Source organism: Streptomyces thermoalcalitolerans, assembly GCF_039525155.1.
GTDB classification, from domain to species: Bacteria; Actinomycetota; Actinomycetes; order Streptomycetales; family Streptomycetaceae; genus Streptomyces; species Streptomyces thermovulgaris.
This window is the reverse complement of the sequence record NZ_BAAAHG010000039.1, coordinates 1-20,377: the sequence shown is the minus strand read 5'-3', so window position 1 is coordinate 20,377 and position 20,377 is coordinate 1. Positions and strand designations below refer to the sequence as shown.

The 20,377-nt window shown below is 71.4% G+C and carries 17 protein-coding genes, 1 tRNA gene and 1 pseudogene; 13 read left to right on the top strand and 6 right to left on the bottom strand.

Going from position 1 to position 20,377, the window contains the following annotated elements; translation table 11 throughout:
- Positions 1 to 269: 269 nt before the first annotated feature.
- From ABD224_RS20775 to ABD224_RS20750, 6 genes are all read left to right on the top strand, one after another.
- Positions 270 to 1,283, top strand: a complete 1,014-nt coding sequence (locus tag ABD224_RS20775) for a sugar ABC transporter substrate-binding protein (protein ID WP_344052074.1) — start codon at positions 270 to 272, stop codon at positions 1,281 to 1,283.
- A complete protein-coding gene (locus tag ABD224_RS20770; protein ID WP_344052167.1) occupies positions 1,283 to 2,359 on the top strand; it encodes an ABC transporter permease in 1,077 nt (358 codons plus the stop codon). Before ABD224_RS20775 ends, ABD224_RS20770 begins: the two co-directional genes overlap by 1 nt.
- A gap of 5 nt (positions 2,360 to 2,364) precedes the next feature.
- Positions 2,365 to 3,297, top strand: a complete 933-nt coding sequence (locus ABD224_RS20765) for an ATP-binding cassette domain-containing protein (RefSeq protein WP_344052072.1) — start codon at positions 2,365 to 2,367, stop codon at positions 3,295 to 3,297.
- Position 3,298: 1 nt separating this feature from the next.
- Entirely contained in the window at positions 3,299 to 4,201 is a 903-nt protein-coding gene (locus ABD224_RS20760) for a sugar phosphate isomerase/epimerase family protein (RefSeq protein WP_344052070.1), read from the top strand.
- Positions 4,202 to 4,310: 109 nt separating this feature from the next.
- Positions 4,311 to 5,312 (top strand): Gfo/Idh/MocA family protein, encoded by a 1,002-nt coding sequence (locus ABD224_RS20755; protein WP_344052165.1) that lies wholly within the window; start codon positions 4,311 to 4,313, stop codon positions 5,310 to 5,312.
- A gap of 100 nt (positions 5,313 to 5,412) precedes the next feature.
- Positions 5,413 to 6,018, top strand: a complete 606-nt coding sequence (locus tag ABD224_RS20750) for a GOLPH3/VPS74 family protein (protein WP_344052068.1) — start codon at positions 5,413 to 5,415, stop codon at positions 6,016 to 6,018.
- A gap of 10 nt (positions 6,019 to 6,028) precedes the next feature.
- On the opposite strand, the gene ABD224_RS20745 is transcribed toward ABD224_RS20750, so the two are convergent.
- A complete protein-coding gene (locus ABD224_RS20745; RefSeq protein ID WP_344052066.1) occupies positions 6,029 to 7,129 on the bottom strand; it encodes an ArsR/SmtB family transcription factor in 1,101 nt (366 codons plus the stop codon).
- 206 nt (positions 7,130 to 7,335) lie between these two features.
- Between ABD224_RS20745 and ABD224_RS20740 the strand changes: the two genes are divergently transcribed.
- The 4 genes from ABD224_RS20740 to nhaA all read left to right on the top strand — a co-directional run bounded on the left by ABD224_RS20740 (position 7,336) and on the right by nhaA (position 12,729).
- A complete protein-coding gene (locus tag ABD224_RS20740; protein WP_344052064.1) occupies positions 7,336 to 7,731 on the top strand; it encodes a hypothetical protein in 396 nt (131 codons plus the stop codon).
- 318 nt (positions 7,732 to 8,049) lie between these two features.
- Entirely contained in the window at positions 8,050 to 8,466 is a 417-nt protein-coding gene (locus ABD224_RS20735) for a hypothetical protein (protein ID WP_344052062.1), read from the top strand.
- Positions 8,467 to 9,552: 1,086 nt separating this feature from the next.
- Positions 9,553 to 10,791 carry a serine hydrolase domain-containing protein gene (locus tag ABD224_RS20730; RefSeq protein WP_344052060.1) on the top strand — a complete coding sequence of 413 codons (1,239 nt, stop codon included), beginning with the start codon at positions 9,553 to 9,555 and terminating at the stop codon, positions 10,789 to 10,791.
- A gap of 66 nt (positions 10,792 to 10,857) precedes the next feature.
- Positions 10,858 to 12,729: a Na+/H+ antiporter NhaA gene (gene nhaA / locus ABD224_RS20725; protein ID WP_344052163.1), complete on the top strand. Its 1,872-nt coding sequence runs from the start codon at positions 10,858 to 10,860 to the stop codon at positions 12,727 to 12,729.
- An 18-nt stretch (positions 12,730 to 12,747) separates the two neighbouring features.
- On the opposite strand, the gene ABD224_RS20720 is transcribed toward nhaA, so the two are convergent.
- The 3 genes from ABD224_RS20720 to ABD224_RS20710 all read right to left on the bottom strand — a co-directional run bounded on the left by ABD224_RS20720 (position 12,748) and on the right by ABD224_RS20710 (position 15,884).
- Entirely contained in the window at positions 12,748 to 13,752 is a 1,005-nt protein-coding gene (locus tag ABD224_RS20720) for a Gfo/Idh/MocA family protein (RefSeq protein ID WP_344052058.1), read from the bottom strand.
- A gap of 140 nt (positions 13,753 to 13,892) precedes the next feature.
- Complete coding sequence (locus ABD224_RS20715; RefSeq protein WP_344052055.1) at positions 13,893 to 14,693, bottom strand: SDR family oxidoreductase; 801 nt, start codon at positions 14,691 to 14,693, stop codon at positions 13,893 to 13,895.
- Positions 14,694 to 14,717: 24 nt separating this feature from the next.
- Positions 14,718 to 15,884, bottom strand: a complete 1,167-nt coding sequence (locus ABD224_RS20710) for a phytanoyl-CoA dioxygenase family protein (protein WP_344052053.1) — start codon at positions 15,882 to 15,884, stop codon at positions 14,718 to 14,720.
- A 123-nt stretch (positions 15,885 to 16,007) separates the two neighbouring features.
- Here ABD224_RS20710 and ABD224_RS20705 point away from each other — a divergent pair.
- Positions 16,008 to 17,039: pseudogene (locus ABD224_RS20705) on the top strand (LacI family DNA-binding transcriptional regulator).
- Positions 17,040 to 17,158: 119 nt separating this feature from the next.
- Here the strand turns inward: ABD224_RS20705 and ABD224_RS29490 are convergent.
- Positions 17,159 to 17,758, bottom strand: a complete 600-nt coding sequence (locus ABD224_RS29490) for a transposase (RefSeq protein WP_425581024.1) — start codon at positions 17,756 to 17,758, stop codon at positions 17,159 to 17,161.
- A gap of 219 nt (positions 17,759 to 17,977) precedes the next feature.
- Between ABD224_RS29490 and ABD224_RS20700 the strand changes: the two genes are divergently transcribed.
- Together ABD224_RS20700 and ABD224_RS20695 are read left to right on the top strand one after the other, a co-directional pair.
- Positions 17,978 to 18,490, top strand: a complete 513-nt coding sequence (locus tag ABD224_RS20700; protein ID WP_344052051.1) for a hypothetical protein — start codon at positions 17,978 to 17,980, stop codon at positions 18,488 to 18,490.
- A gap of 174 nt (positions 18,491 to 18,664) precedes the next feature.
- A tRNA-Pro gene (locus ABD224_RS20695) sits at positions 18,665 to 18,738 on the top strand.
- Positions 18,739 to 18,909: 171 nt separating this feature from the next.
- Here the strand turns inward: ABD224_RS20695 and ABD224_RS20690 are convergent.
- Positions 18,910 to 20,377: CHAT domain-containing protein (locus ABD224_RS20690; RefSeq protein ID WP_344052048.1), on the bottom strand; the 1,468-nt coding region annotated here is incomplete at its 5' end.

Below are 20,377 nucleotides of genomic sequence, written 5' to 3'. Positions count from 1 at the left end.
GGAGACGCGGGTCCGGGGACCTGCCGTTTCCCAGATGTAGGGCTCCGGGACCGCACTGTCAATAGTTTGTACTTACATTCGGACTAGCGAGTGAAATGATGTCTTAACAAAGTATTGACAGCAGGTGCGTCACCGGTTTGGATCCGGTCCCAACGCGATGGCCGCGCACGCGGCGCATGGCCCGGAACCGTCCCCCAGCGGCTCCGGACCGCCGGATCGTCCCGATCTCTTTCCTTTTCCCCCTCGTACCACAGTGAGGTGCAGGACAGATGGACCGCTCTTCTCGCTCTCGCAGACTCGCCTCCGTCGTGGCCATGGCCGCGGCAGCGGCCCTGACCCTCGCCGGCTGCTCCAGCAGCTCGGGCGGGAAGAAGGCGGAGGAGGGCGGGAACGCCGCCTCGGCCGGCAAGGCCACCACGCCCCGGATGACGGTCGCGCTGATCACGCACCAGGCCCCCGGTGACACCTTCTGGGACATCGTCCGCAAGGGCGCCGAGGCCGCCGCCGCCAAGGACAACATCAAGCTCGTCTACACCGCCGACCCCAACGCCGGAAACCAGGCCAACCTGGTGCAGAACGCCATCGACCAGAAGGTCGACGGCATCGCCGTCACCCTCGCCAAGCCGGACGCGATGAAGAGCGTCCTGGCCAAGGCCGAGAGCAGCGGCATACCCGTGGTCGGCCTCAACTCCGGCATGGGCGAATGGCAGAAGCTCGGCCTGATGTCGTTCTTCGGCCAGGACGAGTCCATCTCGGGCGAGGCCTTCGGCAAGAAGCTCAACGAGGTCGGCGCCAAGAAGACCGTCTGCGTGATCCACGAGCAGGGCAACGTCGGTCTGACCCAGCGCTGCGACGGCCTGAAGAAGACATTCAAGGGCTCCACCCAGATCCTGTACGTCAACGGCGCCGACATGCCGTCGGTGAAGTCGACCATCACCGCCAAGCTCAAGCAGGACAAGAGCATCGACTACGTGGCCACCCTCGGTGCCCCCATCGCCATGACCGCGGTGCAGTCGGTGGGCGACGCCGGCAGCAAGGCGAAGGTCGCCACCTTCGACCTCAACAAGGAGCTGACCGGCGCCATCAAGAAGGGCACCATCCAGTTCGCCGTCGACCAGCAGCCCTACCTGCAGGGCTACCTCGCGGTCGACTCCCTGTGGCTGTACAAGAACAACGGCAACTACAGCGGCGGCGGCGAGCAGCCGGTGCTGACCGGCCCCGCTTTCGTCGACAAGTCCAACGTCGACAAGATCGCCGAATTCGCCGAGAAGGGTACTCGGTGATCGACATGACCCAGCAAGCCGCGCCGGCGGTGGCCACACCGCCGGCCCCCGGCTCCCGGCAGACCGACGGCCGCACCATACGGCGTCCGCTGGTGCTGCGGCTGCTCGCCCGCCCGGAGGTGGGGGTCTTCCTCGGCGCCGTCGCCGTGTTCGTCTTCTTCCTCGTCATGGCACCACCGGTGCGCGACGGCAGCTCGATGGCGAACATCCTGTACCAGTCCTCGACCATCGGGATCATGGCGCTCCCGGTGGCCCTGCTGATGATCGGCGGCGAGTTCGACCTGTCGTCCGGCGTCGCCGTGATCACCTCGGCGCTCACCGCCAGCATGCTCAGCTACCAGCTGACGCTGAACGTCTGGGTCGGTGTGATCGTCGCCCTGGCCGTGTCGCTCGCGGTCGGCCTGTTCAACGGCTGGATGCTGGTGCGGACCGGGCTGCCGAGCTTCCTCGTCACCCTGGGCACCTTCCTGATCCTCCAGGGCACGAACCTCGCCGTCACCCGCCTGGTCACCGGCAACGTCGCCACCGACGACATCAGCGACATGGACGGCTTCGACCAGGCCAAGGCGATCTTCGCCTCCTCCTTCGAGGTCGGCGGGATCCAGGTGAAGATCACCGTCGTGTGGTGGCTGTTCTTCGCGGCCCTCGCCACCTGGGTGCTGCTGCGCACCAAGTACGGCAACTGGATCTTCGCGGTGGGCGGCAACAAGGACTCCGCCCGTGCGGTCGGCGTCCCCGTCACCTTCACCAAGATCAGCCTGTTCATGCTGGTCGGCTTCGGCGCCTGGTTCGTCGGCATGCACCAGCTGTTCTCCTTCAACGCCGTGCAGTCCGGCGAGGGCGTCGGCCAGGAGCTCATCTACATCGCCGCGGCCGTCATCGGCGGCTGCTTGCTCACCGGCGGCTACGGCTCCGCCATCGGCCCGGTCTTCGGCGCCTTCATGTTCGGCATGGTGCAGCAGGGCATCGTCTACGCCGGCTGGAACCCCGACTGGTTCAAGACCTTCCTCGGCGTGATGCTGCTCGGCGCCGTCCTCATCAATCTGTGGGTCCACCGCACGGCGACCCGGAGGTGACCGCCATGACCACCGACAACACCGCAGCCCGCGGCGCCACCCCGAAGGACGCCCCGAAGGACACCCCGTCCACGGGGGACCGGCCCATCGTCGAACTCCGCGGCGCCGGCAAGTCCTACGGCAACATCCGCGCCCTGCACGGCGTCGACCTCGCCGTCCACCCCGGCACGGTCACCTGCGTCCTCGGCGACAACGGCGCCGGCAAGTCCACCCTCATCAAGATCATCTCCGGGCTGCACCAGCACACCGAGGGCGAGTTCCTCGTCGACGGCGAACCGGTCCGCTTCACCACCCCGCGCGAAGCCCTCGACCGGGGCATCGCCACCGTCTACCAGGACCTCGCGACCGTCCCGCTCATGCCGGTGTGGCGCAACTTCTTCCTCGGCTCCGAGATGACCAAGGGCCCCTGGCCCTTCCGGCGCCTCGACATCGCCCGCATGAAGAAGACCGCGGACGAGGAACTGCGCAACATGGGCATCGTCCTGGACGACCTGGAACAGCCCATCGGCACCCTCTCCGGCGGCCAGCGCCAGTGCGTGGCCATCGCCCGCGCCGTCTACTTCGGCGCCCGCGTCCTGATCCTGGACGAGCCCACCGCCGCCCTCGGCGTCAAGCAGTCCGGGGTCGTCCTCAAGTACATCGCCGCCGCCCGCGACCGCGGCCTCGGCGTCATCTTCATCACCCACAACCCCCACCACGCCTACATGGTCGGCGACCACTTCAGCGTGCTGCGCCTGGGCACCCTCGAGCTCTCCGCCGCACGCGACGAGGTCACCCTCGAGGAGCTGACCAACCACATGGCCGGCGGCGCCGAACTCGCCGCCCTCAAGCACGAACTCGCACAGGTCCGAGGCGTCGACGTCGAGGAACTCCCCGACGCGGAAGACCTCTCAGCGTCCGCCGCGCCCGCGGCGGCGCCTTCGGAAGGGAAGTCCTGACATGACCCCTGTGCTGGACCGCATCCGGGTCGGTTCCGCCCCCGACTCCTGGGGCGTCTGGTTCGCCGACGACCCCCAGCAGGTGCCCTGGCAGCGCTTCCTCGACGAGGTCGCCGAGGCCGGCTACTCCTGGATCGAGCTCGGCCCCTACGGCTACCTGCCGACCGACCCGGCCCGGCTCACCGAGGAGGTGAACCGGCGCAACCTCAAGGTCTCGGCGGGCACGGTCTTCGCCGGCCTGCACCGCGGCCCGTCGGTGTGGGAGGCCACCTGGGAGCACGTCAGCCAGGTGGCCTCCCTCACCCAGGCCATGGGCGCCAGGCACCTCGTGGTCATCCCCTCCTTCTGGCGGGACGACAAGACCGCCGAGATCCTGGAGCCGCCGGAGCTGACCGCCGAGCAGTGGGGCCACCTGGCCCGGGGCATGGAACGGCTCGGGCGCCAGGTCAAGGAGACGTACGGCCTCGACATCGTCGTGCACCCGCACGCCGACACCCACATCGACACCGAGGCCAACGTCGAACGCTTCCTGGACTCCACCGACTCCGGCCTGGTCAACCTGTGCCTGGACACCGGGCACTACGCCTACTGCGGCGGCGACAGCGTCAAGCTGATCGAGACCTACGGCGAGCGCATCGGCTACCTGCACCTCAAGCAGGTCGACCCGGACATCCTCGCCGAGGTGGTGGCGAACGAGCTGCCCTTCGGACCTGCGGTCCAGCGCGGTGTGATGTGCGAACCGCCCGGCGGCGTACCGGCCCTGGAACCCGTCCTCCAGGCCGCACAGAACCTCGGCGTGGACCTGTTCGCGATCGTCGAGCAGGACATGTACCCGTGCGACCCGGACAAGCCGCTGCCCATCGCGGTGCGCACCCGCAAGTTCCTCAGGTCCTGCGGAGCCTGACCACCCGAGAGGGGACCCCATGGCCCGGCCGCCGACGCCCCCGACGCCACGGACGTCACCGACACCGTCGGCAACACCGGCGTCGCCGGCGCCCTCGACGTCACCACCCCTGAACGTCGCCGTCATCGGCGCCGGCCGGATGGGCGCCGACCACGCACGCCGCATCCACGAGGTCATCAGCGGAGCCCGGGTGAGCGCCGTCGTCGACGTCGACGCGGCACGCGCCGAGGCCGTCGCGGCCCGCGTCGGGGGCTGCCCCGCCCACACCGACCCGGCCGCGGCGATGGCGGCGGCCGATGTCGACGCGGTGCTCATCGCCTCACCGGGCGCCGCCCACGAGGCGGCACTGCTGGCGGCCCTCGACCGCGACCTGCCCGTCCTGTGCGAGAAACCGCTCACCCCGGACACCGCCTCCGCCCTGCGCGTGCTTCAGGCCGAGCAGAAGCTGGGCCGGCGGCGCATCCAGGTGGGCTTCATGCGGCGCTACGACACCGAGTACATCGAACTCCACCGGCTGCTGCGGACCGGCCGGCTGGGCCGCCCCCTGCTGCTGCACCACCGTCACCGCAATGCGGCCAGCCCCTCCGGCTGGACCAGCGACATGCTGATCAGGGACTCGGTCGCCCACGAGGCGGACATCACCCGCTGGCTGCTCGACCAGGAGATCACAGCGGTGACGGTCCTGCGCCCCACCCCGTCCGCCCACGCCCCGGACGGCCTCCAGGACCCGCAGTTCGTGATCCTCGAAACGGCCGACGGCGCCATCGCCGACGTGGAGATCTTCGTCAACTGCGGCTTCGGCTACCAGGTCCAGGCCGAGGCCGTCTGCGAACGGGGCACGGCCCGCGTCGGCGACGGCCACGCCATGGTCACCCACACGGCCGGACGCTGGGGCGGCACCATCGCCCAGGACTACCTCGAACGCTTCCACGCCGCCTACGACCGCGAGGTCCAGGCCTGGGTCGACGCCACCCGCCGCGGCGAGACCACCGGCCCCACCGCCTGGGACGGCTACGTGGCCGCCGCCGTCTGCGAGGCGGGCGTACGGTCCCTGACGGAGGGCGGCCGGGTGGAGGTGGAGCTGGCGGAACGCCCGGCGCTGTACGGGTGACGGACACCCGGCGCCCCGCCACCCGGCCGCGCTACAGTCGGCCCGTACACGCACACACGGACGCCGGCATGCGGGCACGTCCTCGGCGAGGAGCATCATCATGAGCACAGCGCGTGACCTGGTGATCGTGGCCCTGGACGTGAAGCCGAGCCGCCCGCTGGAACGCGGAGACCTCTCCCTGGCCCTGGCCGGCGCCGAGACGTACGACCTGCTGCGGGCCGGAACCCTGACCCTGGACGGCGACCGCATCGTGCCGCGGCCGCAGCCGGAACCCGACGACCGTCTGCTGCACGAGGCAGCCGCCCTGCTGAGACGGCAGGTGCCGTACGAGACCCTCCAGGACTGGCTCTGGCGACGCGGCAACGGCCTGACGTCGACCTACCTGACCGCCCTGGAGCAGGAGGGCGAGCTCACCTGGGAACGCGGCCGCTGGCTGCCCGTCCGCGGTGGCCGCCCGGTCCTCACCGACACCCGGGCCCGACGCCGCGCCGCCTGCCGCTGGGCGGCCGACGAGCCCGTGCTCCTCACCCTGGCGGCGGCCGTCGGCATCCTCGACGAGCCGGCCGCCACGGAACCGGGCATCACCGACGACGCGACCCTCACCGTCCTCGCCGCCGTCCACGACGCGGTGATGGAACTGGAGGCGGTACGCCAGCGCCGCGCCATCGAGGACGCGGCATTCGCCAACCTTTGGCGGGGGGTGTAGCCGGGCGGTTTCACCCACCGCGTTTGGTTGAGACGGCGACCGGTCGCGGTTGTTCCTGTCGCTCCTGCCGCTTCCGTACATCACCGCCATCCCACCGTGTCCGCAGCCCGTCTCCCCGGCTTCTCGCCAGTCGGGACCCTTCGGGTGTGCGGCGGTAGAGCACCGACCGGCCGGACCGGGCGCGAGTGACGAGGCCGGCCCGGTGCAGGACGCCGAGGTGGTAGGAGACCGTGGCGGGGCTGAGGAAGTGACGTGCCGCCAGCTGTGCGGTGGAGGCCGGTTGTGTCAGTGCGGCGAGGAGGCTGGCTCGGGTGTGACCGAGCAACCGGGCCATTTCGGTGGAGGGGCTTGCCGGAGGGACGATGTCGGCGATGGCCTTGTCACGTACGGGATAGACGAGCATCGGGGGCCGGTCTCCTTCGTGCGTGGGGTCCACGGCCACGGCCGGCCGAGGTGCGACGACCGACGGCACGACGACCACCATGGGCACGGACAGAGCGATGCGCAACCGACTCTTGACACGCAGGGTGCCGTCAGCCCACTCGATCCAGGGATGCAAGGAGTTGAAGAGCCTCGCTGCTCCGTACCCGGCCAGCACGCCGGCGCATCGGCCGACCTCCGCGTCGAGGACAGCCTTGACGGCCTCCCAGTGCGGGGCGAAGGCCAGTTCCCAATAGCGCCGCAGCTCGTCCGCCACTTGCCGGGCCACGTGCGCACCACCCCGCGTCATGGCCCGCCGCACCCCCTCCGGCAGCCCGGAACCGGCGAGGCCGTTGCACGGCCGCCCGTCGTGTAACGCGTTGAGCTCGCTCAGGACGCGCTCGGGCGGAGTGCACCGGACCTGCTCCAGCTCCTCCTCGACGGTGGGTGAGGGCCCGGACGGGTACGGGCTGAGGAAGTCGGGCACGTATCCGGGTGCGTCCAGGGCCAATTCGGACAGCAGCGGCAGTCGGGCCCGGCGCAGCACGCGCCGCGCGTGAACGACCCACGGATCGGCGTCGGGGGCCGGTTGCAGGCCCCAGGGCAGCAACGTCGCGACGACCTCGTGCAGCGGCGAAACGGCGAAGCGGGAGCGGGCGAGCCCGGCGGCGTCCACAGTGAGTTCGATCATGCTCCTCCCCCCTGTCCGGCACGCTGGTTCAGCGACCGTGCATTCGAACCTGATCAAATCGTGGCACAAAACGTCGCGACGACAGACCTGGCTGGCGCAGGCTGGTGGCCTCCAGCGCGGTGGTCGACGAAATCCGAGAAGCGAATGGACGAGACATTGCCGGCGCGCTGGGAACGTGAGCTGTCGACGAAAGGGCTGTACAGATCGTGAAGGTTCGTGCTCATCTCAAAGCCGGTGCGGTGGCAATCGCGGCGGCCGGTATCGCGGCAGCGGTATCCGCTGCACCCGCAAGTGCCCAGCCGCAGGTACAGGGGACGCTGCTCAGAGGGGAAGTCACCGCTGCCGCCACGTGCCCGTACCCGTACGTGTGCTTCATCAAGAACGGGTCCATCATCGGTCGTTTCAAGGATGTCACCTCCACGTGGCAGCCGCTCCCCTCCAAGCCCTCGGCCCCTCTGACCGTGGTCAACACGCGCCATGACGACGTGGCGTACATCCGCTGGGTGAACGGCGCAACCGCCTGCCTTCCGCCGGAGAGCGCCTTCGACGTCACGGGCGGACAACTCAACGCGGTGCGCATTTCGAGTTCCTCGACCTGCTGAAACGATCGAGGCAGTACGAACGCGTGGAACGCGCGCACAAGTTGACAGGAGACAACTCCACGGTATCGCAGTGTTTATGCGGCCGTAACGGTATCGCCGTGTGAGAAATTTCTGCGACCGCATGCCGCGGCCTGCTGCGGACTCGAATGCCTGGTCTCCGTGACATGGAGTCCGCCGATGCTTTGCGGCCGACAGTGCGTGTGGTTTCACGGGTCATCCCGGGACCCGCCCACAGTTGGCGGGTCCCGGGACGGATTCGCCCGCTACGGCGTGAGGACGAGTGTTGCCGCCAAGGGCGGCCAAGAGATGAGGAGTGCGGTGAGCACCGATCGGGACCGGACATTCATACGCCTGCGTTCGCGCGTCATCGGAATCCTGACCGCCGCTGCCCTGGCGGCCGGCGCGCTGACCGTCGCGGTCGGCACGCCGGCCAGCGCGGCGACCTGTTATGGCAGCGCAAAGAGCTACAAGAGCAGCCTGTACGACAACGGGTGGTTCTGGTACGGCAGCGTATACCCGACCACCACGCCCAATTGCTACGACATCAATGTCAAGCCGACGAACGGCCGTATTCAGGTGCGGACTTGCTTCTTGCCCACGAAGGGGAACGCTTACTGCAACGGCTGGCGCACCATCGAGAACAACACCTGGGGCACAGCGGCCACCGACGTTCTCGATGGCACCAAGTTTTACCTGAACTTCAGCGGCCCGAGCGCTGGGCTGGTGGCTTACTGAACCCTTCCCATCCTGTGGTTCGCGGGTGACGACGGCTGGTGGTCGAGGGCCGTGACAGCGCAACGGGTCGCTGCTGTCGGACCGGCTGGTGGCAGCGCCGTCTCCTTCCGGTGGCCGGCTGTCGGTCTGCTCTCCCGTCGGCTGCTCGGTTACGTGACGGGTGCCCGGCGCGACGCCGAGGTTGGTGGTGGCGTCGCTCACCATGGCCACGGCTGCCCCGGGGCGGCGACGTCCGTGGCGTGATCATGCGCACGGACAGGGGCAGCGAATACTGCTCCCCGAGGTTCAGGCGGGCCTGCCGCAAGTGGGCGTCGTGCATCGGTGTGCACGAACATCTCCACAGGTCAGCCGTGTACGGGAGGCTCACCCGGCGCGGGGCTGGGCTCCGTGGAGCAGTACCACGGCATCGAGGTCCGACGTGGCCGTGCGGGGACCTGTCACGACGCTGCCGCCCAAGAACGCGGCGCGCGTCGGGGCGATGTTCTTCTGCGACGGCGCGTGCGGCCTCGGTCGCATCCATGCGGCAACCATCAGCACTGGGGCCGTCGTTGATCGGACACTCCCCGAACGGCGGTAGGGGTCATCCCCGCGGGTGCGTCGAGATCCCGGCCGCGAGCGGGGGCGGCTGCTGCTTTCTGCAACCGCGGGGATGGTCCCGGCCTCGGGCCCATGACCGCCTCATGGCTGCGTTGTCCCCGCACCCGCGGGGACGGTCCCAGCCACGAGCTGGTGCGTGAGCTGACCCAGGGCTGCCCCGTTGCCTTCCTCGTGGCCCCGGGCTCGGGAGCCCTGCCTGGGCCGGCCGGGCAGCGCCGCCGCACCGCCCGGTCTCGGCTCGCCGACGGGCGGTGCGGTGCGAGCGCTCCTATGCTGAGGTCGCGGGCCGGCCGTCTGTGCGCAGCCGGTCACGTCGATGTCCGGCGTGTGTCCGTCGGAGGTCCACCGGGGTCCCCGGGGCCTGTCGAGGCCCGGTCGGGTCTCCGCCGGGATTCGCCGGACGCCCGGCGGGAACAAGGACGCCGTATCTCGTCCCGCGTCCGTCGGCGGCGGCCGCGGGTTTCGTTCTCACGCGTCGGGAGGCGGCCCATGACGCAGGTGTGCTCACGGCTGTGCCGAGGCGTCGTCGTCACGACCGCCGTCGGGATGCTCGCGGCGCCGTTCGGTGCGGGGACCGCCTCGGCCGCGCCCACGGCCGTGACCGGGGCCGGCACCGCCGCCCCGTCCCCGGGGCCGTCCGACGTGCAGCCCCTCACCCCCGAGGTGACCCGCCGCCTCGACCAGGCCGTGCAGCGCGTGATGCGGCAGGCCGATGTGCCCGGGGTGACCGTGGGCGTGTGGACGCCCGGCGGGCAGTACGTCAAGTCCTTCGGCGTCGCGGACAAGCGCACCGGGCGGAAGATGTCGCCCGATCTGTACATGCGGATCGGCAGCGAGACCAAGACCTTCACCGTGACGGCGCTGCTGCACCTCGTCGACCAGGGCAAGGCGGGGCTGGACAACCCCATCGGCAGGTATATCGACGGGGTGCCGAACGGGGACAGGATCACCCTGCGCCAGCTCGCCGGAATGCGCAGCGGGCTGTTCAACTACTCGGCCGACGAGGACTTCCACCGGGCGCTGACCTCCGGTCCGCACCGGTCCTTCACCCCGCGGCAGCTGCTCGACTACGCCTTCAGGCACCCCGTGCTCTTCCCGCCGGGGGAGAAGTTCTCCTACAGCAACACCAACCTCGTCCTGCTCGGCCTGGTCGTCGAGAAGGTCAGCGGGCAGTCCCTCGCCGACTGCATACGCACCCGCATCCTGGAACCGGCCGGGCTGCGCCACACCCTCTTCCCGGCCGGCGCGGAGTTCCCCGAGCCCCATGCGCAGGGCTACACCGACCAGACCGCGAACGGGAAGGTCCAGGACGCCGCCGGCTGGAACCCCTCCTGGGGCTGGGCGGCCGGTGCGATGATCTCCACCCTCGACGATCTGCGCACCTGGGCACGCACCGTCGCCACCGGTGTCCTGCCGGACGGCAGCAGGCTGCTCAGCCCCGCCCTGCAGAGGCAGCGGCTCGCCACACCCCCGACCGCGGTCCCCGGCGCCGGATACGGCCTCGGCATCTTCGACGTGGAGGGCTGGATCGGCCACAACGGCTCCCTGCCGGGATACGAGTCCCTGACCGTCTACCTGCCCTCCGCGCGGACGACCCTCGTCGTCGTGTTGAACACGGACATCGATCACGAGGGGAGCGAGCCCAGCACCCTGTTCGGCGAGGAGATCACGAAGATCATCACCCCGCGGCACGTCTACCGTCTGCCGGCCCAGCCCGCCGCCCGGTGACCGGCCACCCCACAGGTTGACGACGTGTCCCGGACGCAGCGCACCACCTCGTCGCCGCAGCCCCCCATGACCGGGCAGACCACCTGCGGCGCAGGATCCCGCAGTCCGTTGCGGGCCTTTCTGCGGACCGAGACCGGCAGTGCCGCGGTGCTGTTCGTCGCCGTGCTCGCCGCGCTGGTGTGGGCCAATGTCCCCGGCGACACCTACGAGGCGTTCTGGGGCACCCGGGTGTCGCTCAGCGCCGGCTCGGCCGGGGTGTCCCTGGAGCTGCGGGAGTGGGTCAACAGCGGGCTGATGGCGCTGTTCTTCTTCGTGGTCGGTCTGGAGGCCCGCCGGGAGCTCGACATCGGGGAGCTCAGAGAGCGCCGGCGGCTGGCGTTCTCGGCGATCGCCGGGATGGGCGGCATGGCCGTACCCGTGGTGATCTACCTCACCGTCAACGCGGGTCATGGCACCGCCCAGGGCTGGGGTACGGCCATGTCCACCGACACGGCCTTCGCGCTCGGCTTCCTCGCCGTGTTCGGCTCCCGGCTGCCCGTCGGCCTGCGTGTCTTCCTCCTGGGTGTGACGGTGATCGACGACTTCGCCGCCCTCGCCGTCATCGCCTTCGCCTACAGCGGGACCGTCTCCGTCCCCGCGCTGCTCACCGCGCTCGGCATCCTCGCCGTCCTGATCGCCCTGCGCGTGGCCGGTCTGCGGTTCTCCGCCGTGTACGTGCTGCCCGCCGTGGCCCTGTGGGGCGCACTGCTGCGCTCCGGCGTGGACCCGGTGGTCAGCGGACTGGTCATGGGCCTGCTGACCTACGCCCACCCGGCCCGGCGGAGCGCCCTGGAGGGCGTCAGCCGGCTCTTCCGCCGCTTCCGCGAGCAGCCGACTCCCGAGCTGGAGCACGTGCTGCGCCAGGGGCTGGCCTCCACGCTGTCGCCCAACGAACGGCTGCAGCGGATGCTCCACCCCTGGACCAGCTATCTGATCGTGCCGGTGTTCGCGCTGGCCAACGCCGGTGTTCCGCTCGGCGCGGCCCGGCTCGCGGACGCCTTCGCCTCGCCGGTCACCCTCGGCGTCCTGCTCGGCTTCGTGCTGGGCAAGCCGATCGGCGTCCTCGGTTCCGCCTGGCTCGCGGCACGGCTGGGCCGGCTGCGTCTGCCGATCGGCTGGGGTGCGGTCGCCGTGGGCGGCACGCTGTCCGGGGTGGGCTTCACCGTGTCCCTGCTGATCGCCGCCCTCGCCTTCGACGGCGTCCGGCTGGAGGAGGCGAGGATCGGCGTTCTGGCGACCGTGCCGTGCTCCCTTTTCGTCACCTGGCTGATGACGAGGGGGATCGCACTGCTGCCCCCTCACCGGCGGGCCCGCGCGCTGCTGGGCGAGGGGCAGGTCCTCGTCGACCTCGCCGATCCCGTCGACCCCGAGCGCGACCATGTCCGCGGCCCGGGCGACGCCCCGGTGACCCTGGTGGAGTACGGCGACTACGAGTGCCCGTACTGCGGCCTGGCGGAGCCGGTCGTGCGCGAGCTGCTCGCCGAGTTCGGTGACGACGTGCGCTATGTCTGGCGGCATCTGCCGCTGACCGATGTGCACCCCAGGGCTCAGCTCGCCGCCGAGGCCGCGGAGGCCGCCGCCCGCCAGGGCCGCTACTGGCAGATGCACGACGTCCTGATCAGCCACCAGGGGGATCTGCGCCCCGACGACCTCCTGCGTCATGCCGAGCGGATCGGGCTCGACGGCGACCGCTTCCGCCGGGACCTGCGCGAGCGGGCGGGAGCGGAACGGGTCGCCCAGGACGTGGAGTCGGCCGACCTCAGCGAGGTCTCCGGCACCCCGACCTTCTTCGTCAACGGCCGCCGCCACCACGGTGCCTACGACATCGCCACCCTCTCGGCGGCCGTACGCACCGCCCGTGAGCGGGCGGTGCTGGCGGGGGCGGGCCCGTCCGGCTGACCGTACGGGCCCGCGGGGTCAGCCGAGCCGGACCTCCTCGACGCGCACCGGCCGGTGTTCCCGCAGCGACAGGGTGCACGCCTCCGCGATCCACCCGGCCTCCAGCGCGTCCGCCACCGTGCACGGCGAGGGGATCCGTCCGGCCACGACCTCGGTGAAGGCGGTGAGCTCGGCGCGGTAGGCGTCGGCGAAGCGGTCCATGAAGAAGTCGTGCGGGGTGCCGGCCGGGAAGGTCACGCCCGGTTCGACGGACCGCAGCGGCAGCTTGTCGTCCAGGCCGACCGCGATGGAGTCCTTGAAGCCGTGCAGCTCCATGCGGACGTCGTAGCCGCGGACGTTGTGGCGGCTGTTGGAGACCAGCGCGATCGTGCCGTCGTCCAGGGTGAGGACGGCACCGGTGGTGTCGGCGTCACCGGCCTCCTTGATGTAGTCGGCGCCCCGGTTGCCGCCGACGGCGTACACCTCGGTCACCTCCCGCCCGGTCACCCAGCGGATGATGTCGAAATCGTGCACCGCGCAGTCCCGGAAGATGCCCCCGGAGGCGGCGACGTACGCGGCCGGGGGCGGCGCCGGGTCGAGCGTGGTCGACCGTACGGTGTGCAGCTTGCCCAGCTCACCGGCCTGCACGGCGGCGCGGGCGGCGACGAAGCCGGCGTCGAAACGGCGGTTGTAGCCGATCTGCACCGGTACGTCGCTGTCCTGGACGACCTTGAGCACCTCGACGCCCTCCGCCATGGTGCGGGCCACGGGCTTCTCGCAGAAGACGGGCACGCCCGCCTCCACGGCGGCGCGGATCAGCGCCGGGTGGGCGTCGGTCGCGGCGGCCACGACGATGCCGTCCACCCCGGAGGCCAGGACGGCCTCGGGCGAGTCGGCCACCTGGGCCCCGAACCGTTCGGCGGCGGCCTTGGCGGCGTCCGCGAACGGGTCGGAGACGACGAGGGAGGTGACCGAGTCGAGTCCGGACAGGGTCTCGGCGTGGAAGGCGCCGATACGGCCGAGGCCGAGGATTCCGATGCGCATGTGCTCCGCTGCTCCTTGTGTGTGGTGGCTGTTCCGTTGCCGAGAGGGCCGGGAGGAGTGCCTTGAAGGACTCGGAAGGGATGGAGTCGAAGGGGCCCGGGAAGGGGAAGGGGCTCGGAAAGGGGGGGTGTCCGGTGTGCTCAGTCGAGCCCGCCGAGGACGTTCTGGTCCCAGTCGATCACCGAACCGGTGACCACCCCCGACCGCTCGGACAACAGGAAGACGACGAAGTCGGCGATCTCGTCCGGTTGGCCGAGCCTGCCCATCGGCAGCCGTGCCGCGGCCTGCTCCTGCCAGTCGTCGCCGGCGCCGTGGAAGGTGCGCTGGGTGACGTCCTCGCCCTCGGTGGCGGTCCAGCCGATGTTCAGGCCGTTGATCCGGATCCGGTCGAAACGGTGGGCGTGCGCGGCGTTGCGGGTGAGTCCGACAAGGCCGGCCTTGGCGGCGACGTAGGGCGCGAGGAAGGGCTGCCCGCCGTGCGCCGAGGACGTGATGATGTTGACGATCGTGCCGGGTGCCTTGCGGGCCACCATGTCGGCCACCGCCGCCTGCATCGCGAAGAACGGCCCCTTGAGGTTGACCGCGACATGGGCGTCGAACAGCTCGGGGGTGGTGTCCAGCAGGGTGCCGCGGGCGGTCAGCCCGGCGGAGTTCACCAGGCAGTCGATCCGGCCGTGCGCCGCGACCACCCGGGCCACCGAGCCCTTGGCCTGCTCGGCGTCGGCGAGGTCGGCCCGCAGGAACATCGCCTCGCCCCCGGCGGCCGTCAGCTCCGCCACCAGCGCCTCGCCCGGCTCCGGCCGCCGGCCCGTCACGGCCACCACGGCGCCCTCCCGGACGGCGGCCCGCGCGATCGCGGCTCCCACGCCCTGGGTGCCGCCGTTGACCAGGACGATCCTGTCCTCGAGCAGCCCGCCGGGCTGTTCCCTGAGAAGTGCCACGGGGTGCCTCGTTCCCTCAGATCCTCAGCTCTCGCGTCGCTCGGCGCTCGCCCGCAGCTCGTCGCGCAGAGCCTGCGGGGTCCACTCCTCGCGCACCGCCCGCAGGACGACGTCCGCCTGGGAGGGCGGGGCCATGCCGTCGACGGGCGGGTCGTTGTCGAGGTTGGTGGGGAAGGGGTAGCCCTCGGCGCTCGCGGCGACGACCCGCCGCAGCCACGCCTCGTCCACGCCCTCGGCCTTGCGCTTGAGCAGCACCGGGAAGACCGCGTTCACCACGGCCTCGCGGTTCACGGTCTCCATCGCGCGTCCGAAGGCGGAGGAGATCTGCAGCAGATTGGCCATGCGCCGGATGTCCGCCGACCGGTTCGCCCCGGCGGCGTGGAAGAGCGCCGGGTTGAAGAAGACGGCATCGCCCTTGGCCAGCGGCAGCTGCACGTGGTGGGCCTCGAAGTAGGCGCGGAACGCGGGCAGCCGCCAGGCCAGGTAGCCCGGCTCGTAGCGCTGCGAGTACGGCAGGAACATCGTCGGCCCGGACTCCACCGGCATGTCGCAGTGGGCGACCGCTCCCTGGAGGGTCAGGGCGGGGGAGAGGCGGTGGACATGGGCCGGGTAGGCGGCGACGGCCTCGTCGGTCAGGAAGCCGAGGTGGTAGTCGCGGTGCACGGTCTGGGCCGCACCGCCCGGGTTGACCACGTTGACCTGCGAGGTGACCTGGTAACCGGGACCGAGCCAGGCCTCGCTCACCAGCGCCAGGACGTCGTTGGCGTAGTAGTCGGCGAACGTCTCCGGATCGCGCAGGGCCATCTTCTCCAGGGCGTTCCACACCCGGTCGTTGGCGCCGGGCCTGGCGAAGTGGTCCCCGGCGCCGGCGCCCGAGGTGCGCTGCTCGGCGATCAGGCCCTGGAAGACGGCCGTGGCCCGGTCGACCACCGCGGTGTCGGGGAAGGCGCCCCGGAACACCACGACGCCGGGGCCCTCCTCCAGGGCGCGGGCCAGCTCGGCCTGCACGGCACGGTGGTCGTCGGCCTCGCGCAGCCGTCCGGCGTCGTAGAGGAGGACGTTCCGCTCCACCGAGGAGGCGTGCGGATAGTCGGCGGGGTCGGTGGTGCGCTCGACGAGCGCGCGGAAGGAGTCGAGGTCGCAGTCCTGCTCGGACAGCCAGGACCGGCGGTGGGCGGGGGTGAAGGACATCGTCGTCCTTTCGTGCATCGGGTGACGTGGCCGTGAAGGGGACGCGGTCCTGACATTATTGTCAGGACAAACCCGTCGAACAACCAGCAACGAGCCCTCAAAAACCCCTCAAGGAGCGTGCGTATGGGGCACCCCTTCCCGATCCGTGAGATCGCACGTCAGGCAGGGCTGAGCGAGGCCACCGTCGACCGGGTGCTCAACGGCCGCGGCGGAGTGCGGGAGAGCACGGCGCAGGAGGTGTACCGGGCCATCGCCGACCTCGAGCGGCAGCGCACCCAGGTCCGGCTGACGGGCCGCACCTTCATGATCGACATCGTGATGCAGGCGCCCGAGCGGTTCAGCAGCGCCGTACGGGCCGCCCTGGAGGCCGAACTGCCGTCCCTGCACCCGGCCGTGGTGCGCTCCCGCTTCCACTTCCGCGAGACCGGCCCGGTGCGCGAGTAGGTCGCCGTTCTCGACCGGATCGCGCGGCGCGGCTCGCAGGGCGTGATCCTCAAGGCTCCGGACGTCCCCGAGATCACCGCGGCCGTCGGTCGGCTGGCGGCGGCCGGTATCCCGGTCGTCACCCTGGTCACCGACCTGCCCGCCAGCGCCCGCCTCGCCTATGTGGGCATCGACAACCGGGCGGCCGGCGCCACGGCCGCGTATCTGATGAGCCAGTGGCTGGGCGACCGGCCCGGCCATGTGCTCACCAGCCTCAGCAGCGGCTTCTTCCGCAACGAGGAGGAGCGCGAGATGGGCTTCCGCAGTGTCATGCGGGCCGGCCATCCCCGGCGGACGCTGGTGGAGATCACCGAGGGGCAGGGCCTGGACGCCACGCAGTACGACCTGGTCCGGGACGCCCTGGAGCGGGACCCGGAGATCTGTGCGGTCTACTCGATCGGCGGCGGCAACAACGCCACCCTGCGGGCGTTCCAGGACCTGGGACGCGAGTGCGCGGTGTTCATCGCGCACGATCTCGACGAGGACAACACCCGCCTGCTGCGCGAGCACCGGCTGTCCGCCGTGCTCCACCACGATCTGCGCCAGGACATGCGGGAGGCGTGCCACCTGGTGATGCGCGCCCACGGCGCCCTGCCGCCCGCCGGGCCGACGCTGCCGTCGGCGATCCAGGTGGTGACCCCGTACAACATGCCGGCGGGGGCGACGGGTTGACCTCTCGCGCGGTGGCCACAGGTCGATCGCGTACACCTCGCGCAGGGTCTCGTGCACCGTCCACGCCGTACGGTCGCCCTTGCGCGGCACCGCCATGCCGCCGGGGCCGGCCCTCAGGGTTAGGGGCCGTCGTCAAATGTCACGCCCGCATCAGCAGGGATGCGAGGGTGACGGTGCCTGGTAGGACTCGGCCGTCTTGTCGTAGCGGGTGGGATGCCGTGCCACTGCTTCAGCTGGTTGAAGCACCGTTTCACCGCGTTGCGCCGCTTGTGGAGCTGCTGGTCGAACGCCGGGGGCCGGCCACCGCGGCTGCTGCGTCGCAGGCCAGGTGAATCCTGCTGGTCAGGCCGCCTCGTGACCGTCCCAGTGCCCGACGCCTCCTTTTCGGGCTCCGGCGGTGTGGTGGTGGGCGTGCACGGGCGTGGGGTCGACCGGCACCGGCCGGTCGGTGTCCCGGTGGCGTCCGCCCTGGCCTGTGCTGCCTGGAGCGTCCGGGTGAAGGTGCCGTTCCTGGCCCACCGGCGGAAGCGGGTGTGCGGGGTGGTCCACGGCCCGTACCGCTCGGGCAGGTCTGGCCAGGCCACTTTGGTACGGAACTTCCACACGGTCCCGTTGGGGATCGTCCGGTCGTCCCGTCGCTTCCGGCTGCGTGACGGGACCGGCAGCAGCGGTTGTATGAACTCCCGCTTGGCCTCGGGCAGTTCGTGGCGGCGTATCACACCGCCATGATCCACCAGCCAAGATCATTTGACGACAGACCCCAGGCCGCCCTCGCCCTCGATGGCAGCCGAGCCGCTGAGCGCAGGGAACGCCGGCAGAGTGCGGGGGATCACCGCCGGTGCACGGACACGTTGTCGCGGCCCGCGGCGAAGTGGCAGGAGCGGGCGGCCCGGGTGATCGTTGAGAGGACCGTCCCCGTACGTCCGTGAGGAGCGCTCATGGCCGACAGCGCGGTGACCGTCCCCCGGCGGGCCGGACACGACACCTTGTCCGTGATGCTGTTCGGCGGGGTCTACGGTGCCGTGGTGGCCAGTGCCATGGTCGCCGCGCTCACCGAGTACGGCCACAACTCGGCGGCCGACCGCCGCTACGACGCCGCCTGGCTGCTGGTGACCGCGTTCGCCTCCGCCTTCGCCCACGGCTACGCGCACCACATCGCCGAGCGTGATCCCCGCTCGCGTGCATCGCTCCTGCGGGCCCTGGCCGACGAGTGGCCGCTGGTGGCCGCCATGCTGCCCAGCGTGCTGATCCTCGCCGGGGCGGGCTGGGGCTGGTGGCCCGCCGACAATGTCGAGTACCCGGCGTTCGTCCTCAACATCGTCCTGCTCTTCGCCCTGGGCCTGGTCTCGGGCAGGCGGGCGGGACGGACATGGGCGCTCGCCCTGGTGACCGGGGCGGCGGACGCCCTGATCGGGCTGGTCGTGGTGGTGGCCAACGCGATCATCAAGTGATGTGGTCGTCACATGACGGCGGCGTATCGCCGGGCCCGTCCGGGCAGCGGGGAGCGAGCCGGACGAGGCGCCGGCCCTGGCGCACGGGGCCGTGCTCGGGGAGGCGGTCGGACCACACGTTTTTGTGCGGTAGGGTTGGTTCGCGCGTTCACGCGGGTCACCGCACGGACGCACCGGGACGTGGCGCAGCTTGGTAGCGCACTTGACTGGGGGTCAAGGGGTCGTGGGTTCAAATCCCGCCGTCCCGACAGACGAGAGCACAGGACGAGGGCCGTGCCGGAGCAGTCCGGCGCGGCCCTTCGCCTCTCCTCCCGGGTGACCGTCCGGCCCCGGGCGACCGCTCCGGGACCCCGGCCGGGCGGGTACGCCCTCGCCCTCGGGCCGCTCGCCCTTGGACGCTCACCTCGGGCCGCTCGCCCTCAGGCCGCTCCGAACGCCGAGAACGCCCACCCCGTCGCCTGGTGCGTGGCGTCGCCCGCCACCGCGGCCCGTGCGTCGCGCAGCGCCTCGGCCAGACAGAGCCCGGCGTCCAGACCCTTGTGCAGGGCGAGCATCAGGGGGACCACCGCCTCGTCGTTGACGGGCGCGCTGCAGGCCACCACCCCGGCGGTGCCGAGCGGCAGCAGCGCCGTGACCAGACCGAGGAGTTCGTCGGCGCCCACCGAGGCGAACCGGGCGGTGTCGCAGCAGGAGAGGATGATCCGGTACGGGGTGCGGCGCAGGCGTTCGAAGTCGTGCACGATGAGCGGCCCGTCGGCCATCGTCAGGGACGAGAACAGCGGGCTGTCCGCACGGAAGGTGCCGTGCGCGGCGATGTGCGCGAGCGCGGCCCCGTCCAGCTCCCGCAGCACCCGCGGCACCTGGGCGTCCTGTCCCTCCAGGACGGTCGGGGTGCCGTACCGGTCGGCCAGCTCGGGCACCTCCGCACCGCCGGTCGCCAGTCCCGGCCCGCGGACCAGCACCTGACGGCCGCCCGACGGCGGCTCGGTCTCGCGGGCGCGCAGCCAGCTGCTCGCCGACGGCGACACGCTCAGCACCCGCTCCCGCAGCGACGGCAGCAGCGCCCAGGGCACCCGGTGCAGCGAGCCCGGCGGCACCACCACGACCGGCCCGGAGCCCAGGTGCCGGGCGGCGGGTCCGAGCAGCAGCTCCTCCAGCCGGCGGCCCGCCGCCTCCACCAGCGGCAGCCGGGCCGCCGCCCCCGGATGGGCCAGCCGGCGCAGTCCCGCCTGCACGTACTCGGCCTCGGTCACCGCGTCGGCGAGCCGGCCGGCCTCGAAGCGCCGCACCCGCCCCTCGCCGCACAGCAGCACATGCACCCGCCCGTTCAGCACGGCCAGTTCGACCAGCCGTGCGTCCCCGAGCCGTTCCAGCAGCCGGGCCGGGTCGAAACGGTCACCGCCGCCGGGCGCCTCGCCGCGCAGATGCAGGGTGCGGCAGCGGATCGCCCGCTCCAGACGCCGCTGCTCCCGCTCCAGCGCGGGCACGAGGTGCCCGTCCTGGCGGGCGGCCTGGGCACGGGCGGCGATCTCCCGGAACGCGGTCAGACGGCTGAGCAGGGCGTGGTCGGCGGGCGGCCGGGTGGGCGGGGCGGACAGCACGGTGGCCCGCCAGCGCTCGCTCCACACCAGCAGCCGCCGCGGCCGGCCGGAGGCGAGGGCGGCCTCCTGGGCGAGCGCGCCCAGTTCGGTGCCCTGCGCGGTGGCCCGGGCGCGCAGCTCCGAGGCGCCCAGCGTCATCCGGTGGTCGTCGAGCACCTCCAGTCCGCGCCGGCACGCCTCCAGCGCACCCCGCACCGCGCCGGCCGCCCGTGCCCGCAGCGCCTGCGCGACCAGGTCGTCACCGGTCATGACCAGCCTGATCCGGGCCTTCTCGGGCGGCGGGCCC

Coding starts and splice junctions, on each gene's coding strand:
- ABD224_RS20775 (WP_344052074.1), top strand. CDS start 270: ATGGACCGCTCTTCTCGCTCTCGCAGACTCGCCTCCGTCGTGGCCATG.
- ABD224_RS20765 (WP_344052072.1), top strand. CDS start 2,365: ATGACCACCGACAACACCGCAGCCCGCGGCGCCACCCCGAAGGACGCC.
- ABD224_RS20760 (WP_344052070.1), top strand. CDS start 3,299: ATGACCCCTGTGCTGGACCGCATCCGGGTCGGTTCCGCCCCCGACTCC.
- ABD224_RS20750 (WP_344052068.1), top strand. CDS start 5,413: ATGAGCACAGCGCGTGACCTGGTGATCGTGGCCCTGGACGTGAAGCCG.
- ABD224_RS20745 (WP_344052066.1), bottom strand. CDS start 7,129: ATGATCGAACTCACTGTGGACGCCGCCGGGCTCGCCCGCTCCCGCTTC.
- ABD224_RS20730 (WP_344052060.1), top strand. CDS start 9,553: ATGACGCAGGTGTGCTCACGGCTGTGCCGAGGCGTCGTCGTCACGACC.
- nhaA (WP_344052163.1), top strand. CDS start 10,858: ATGACCGGGCAGACCACCTGCGGCGCAGGATCCCGCAGTCCGTTGCGG.
- ABD224_RS20720 (WP_344052058.1), bottom strand. CDS start 13,752: ATGCGCATCGGAATCCTCGGCCTCGGCCGTATCGGCGCCTTCCACGCC.
- ABD224_RS20710 (WP_344052053.1), bottom strand. CDS start 15,884: ATGTCCTTCACCCCCGCCCACCGCCGGTCCTGGCTGTCCGAGCAGGAC.
- ABD224_RS20700 (WP_344052051.1), top strand. CDS start 17,978: ATGGCCGACAGCGCGGTGACCGTCCCCCGGCGGGCCGGACACGACACC.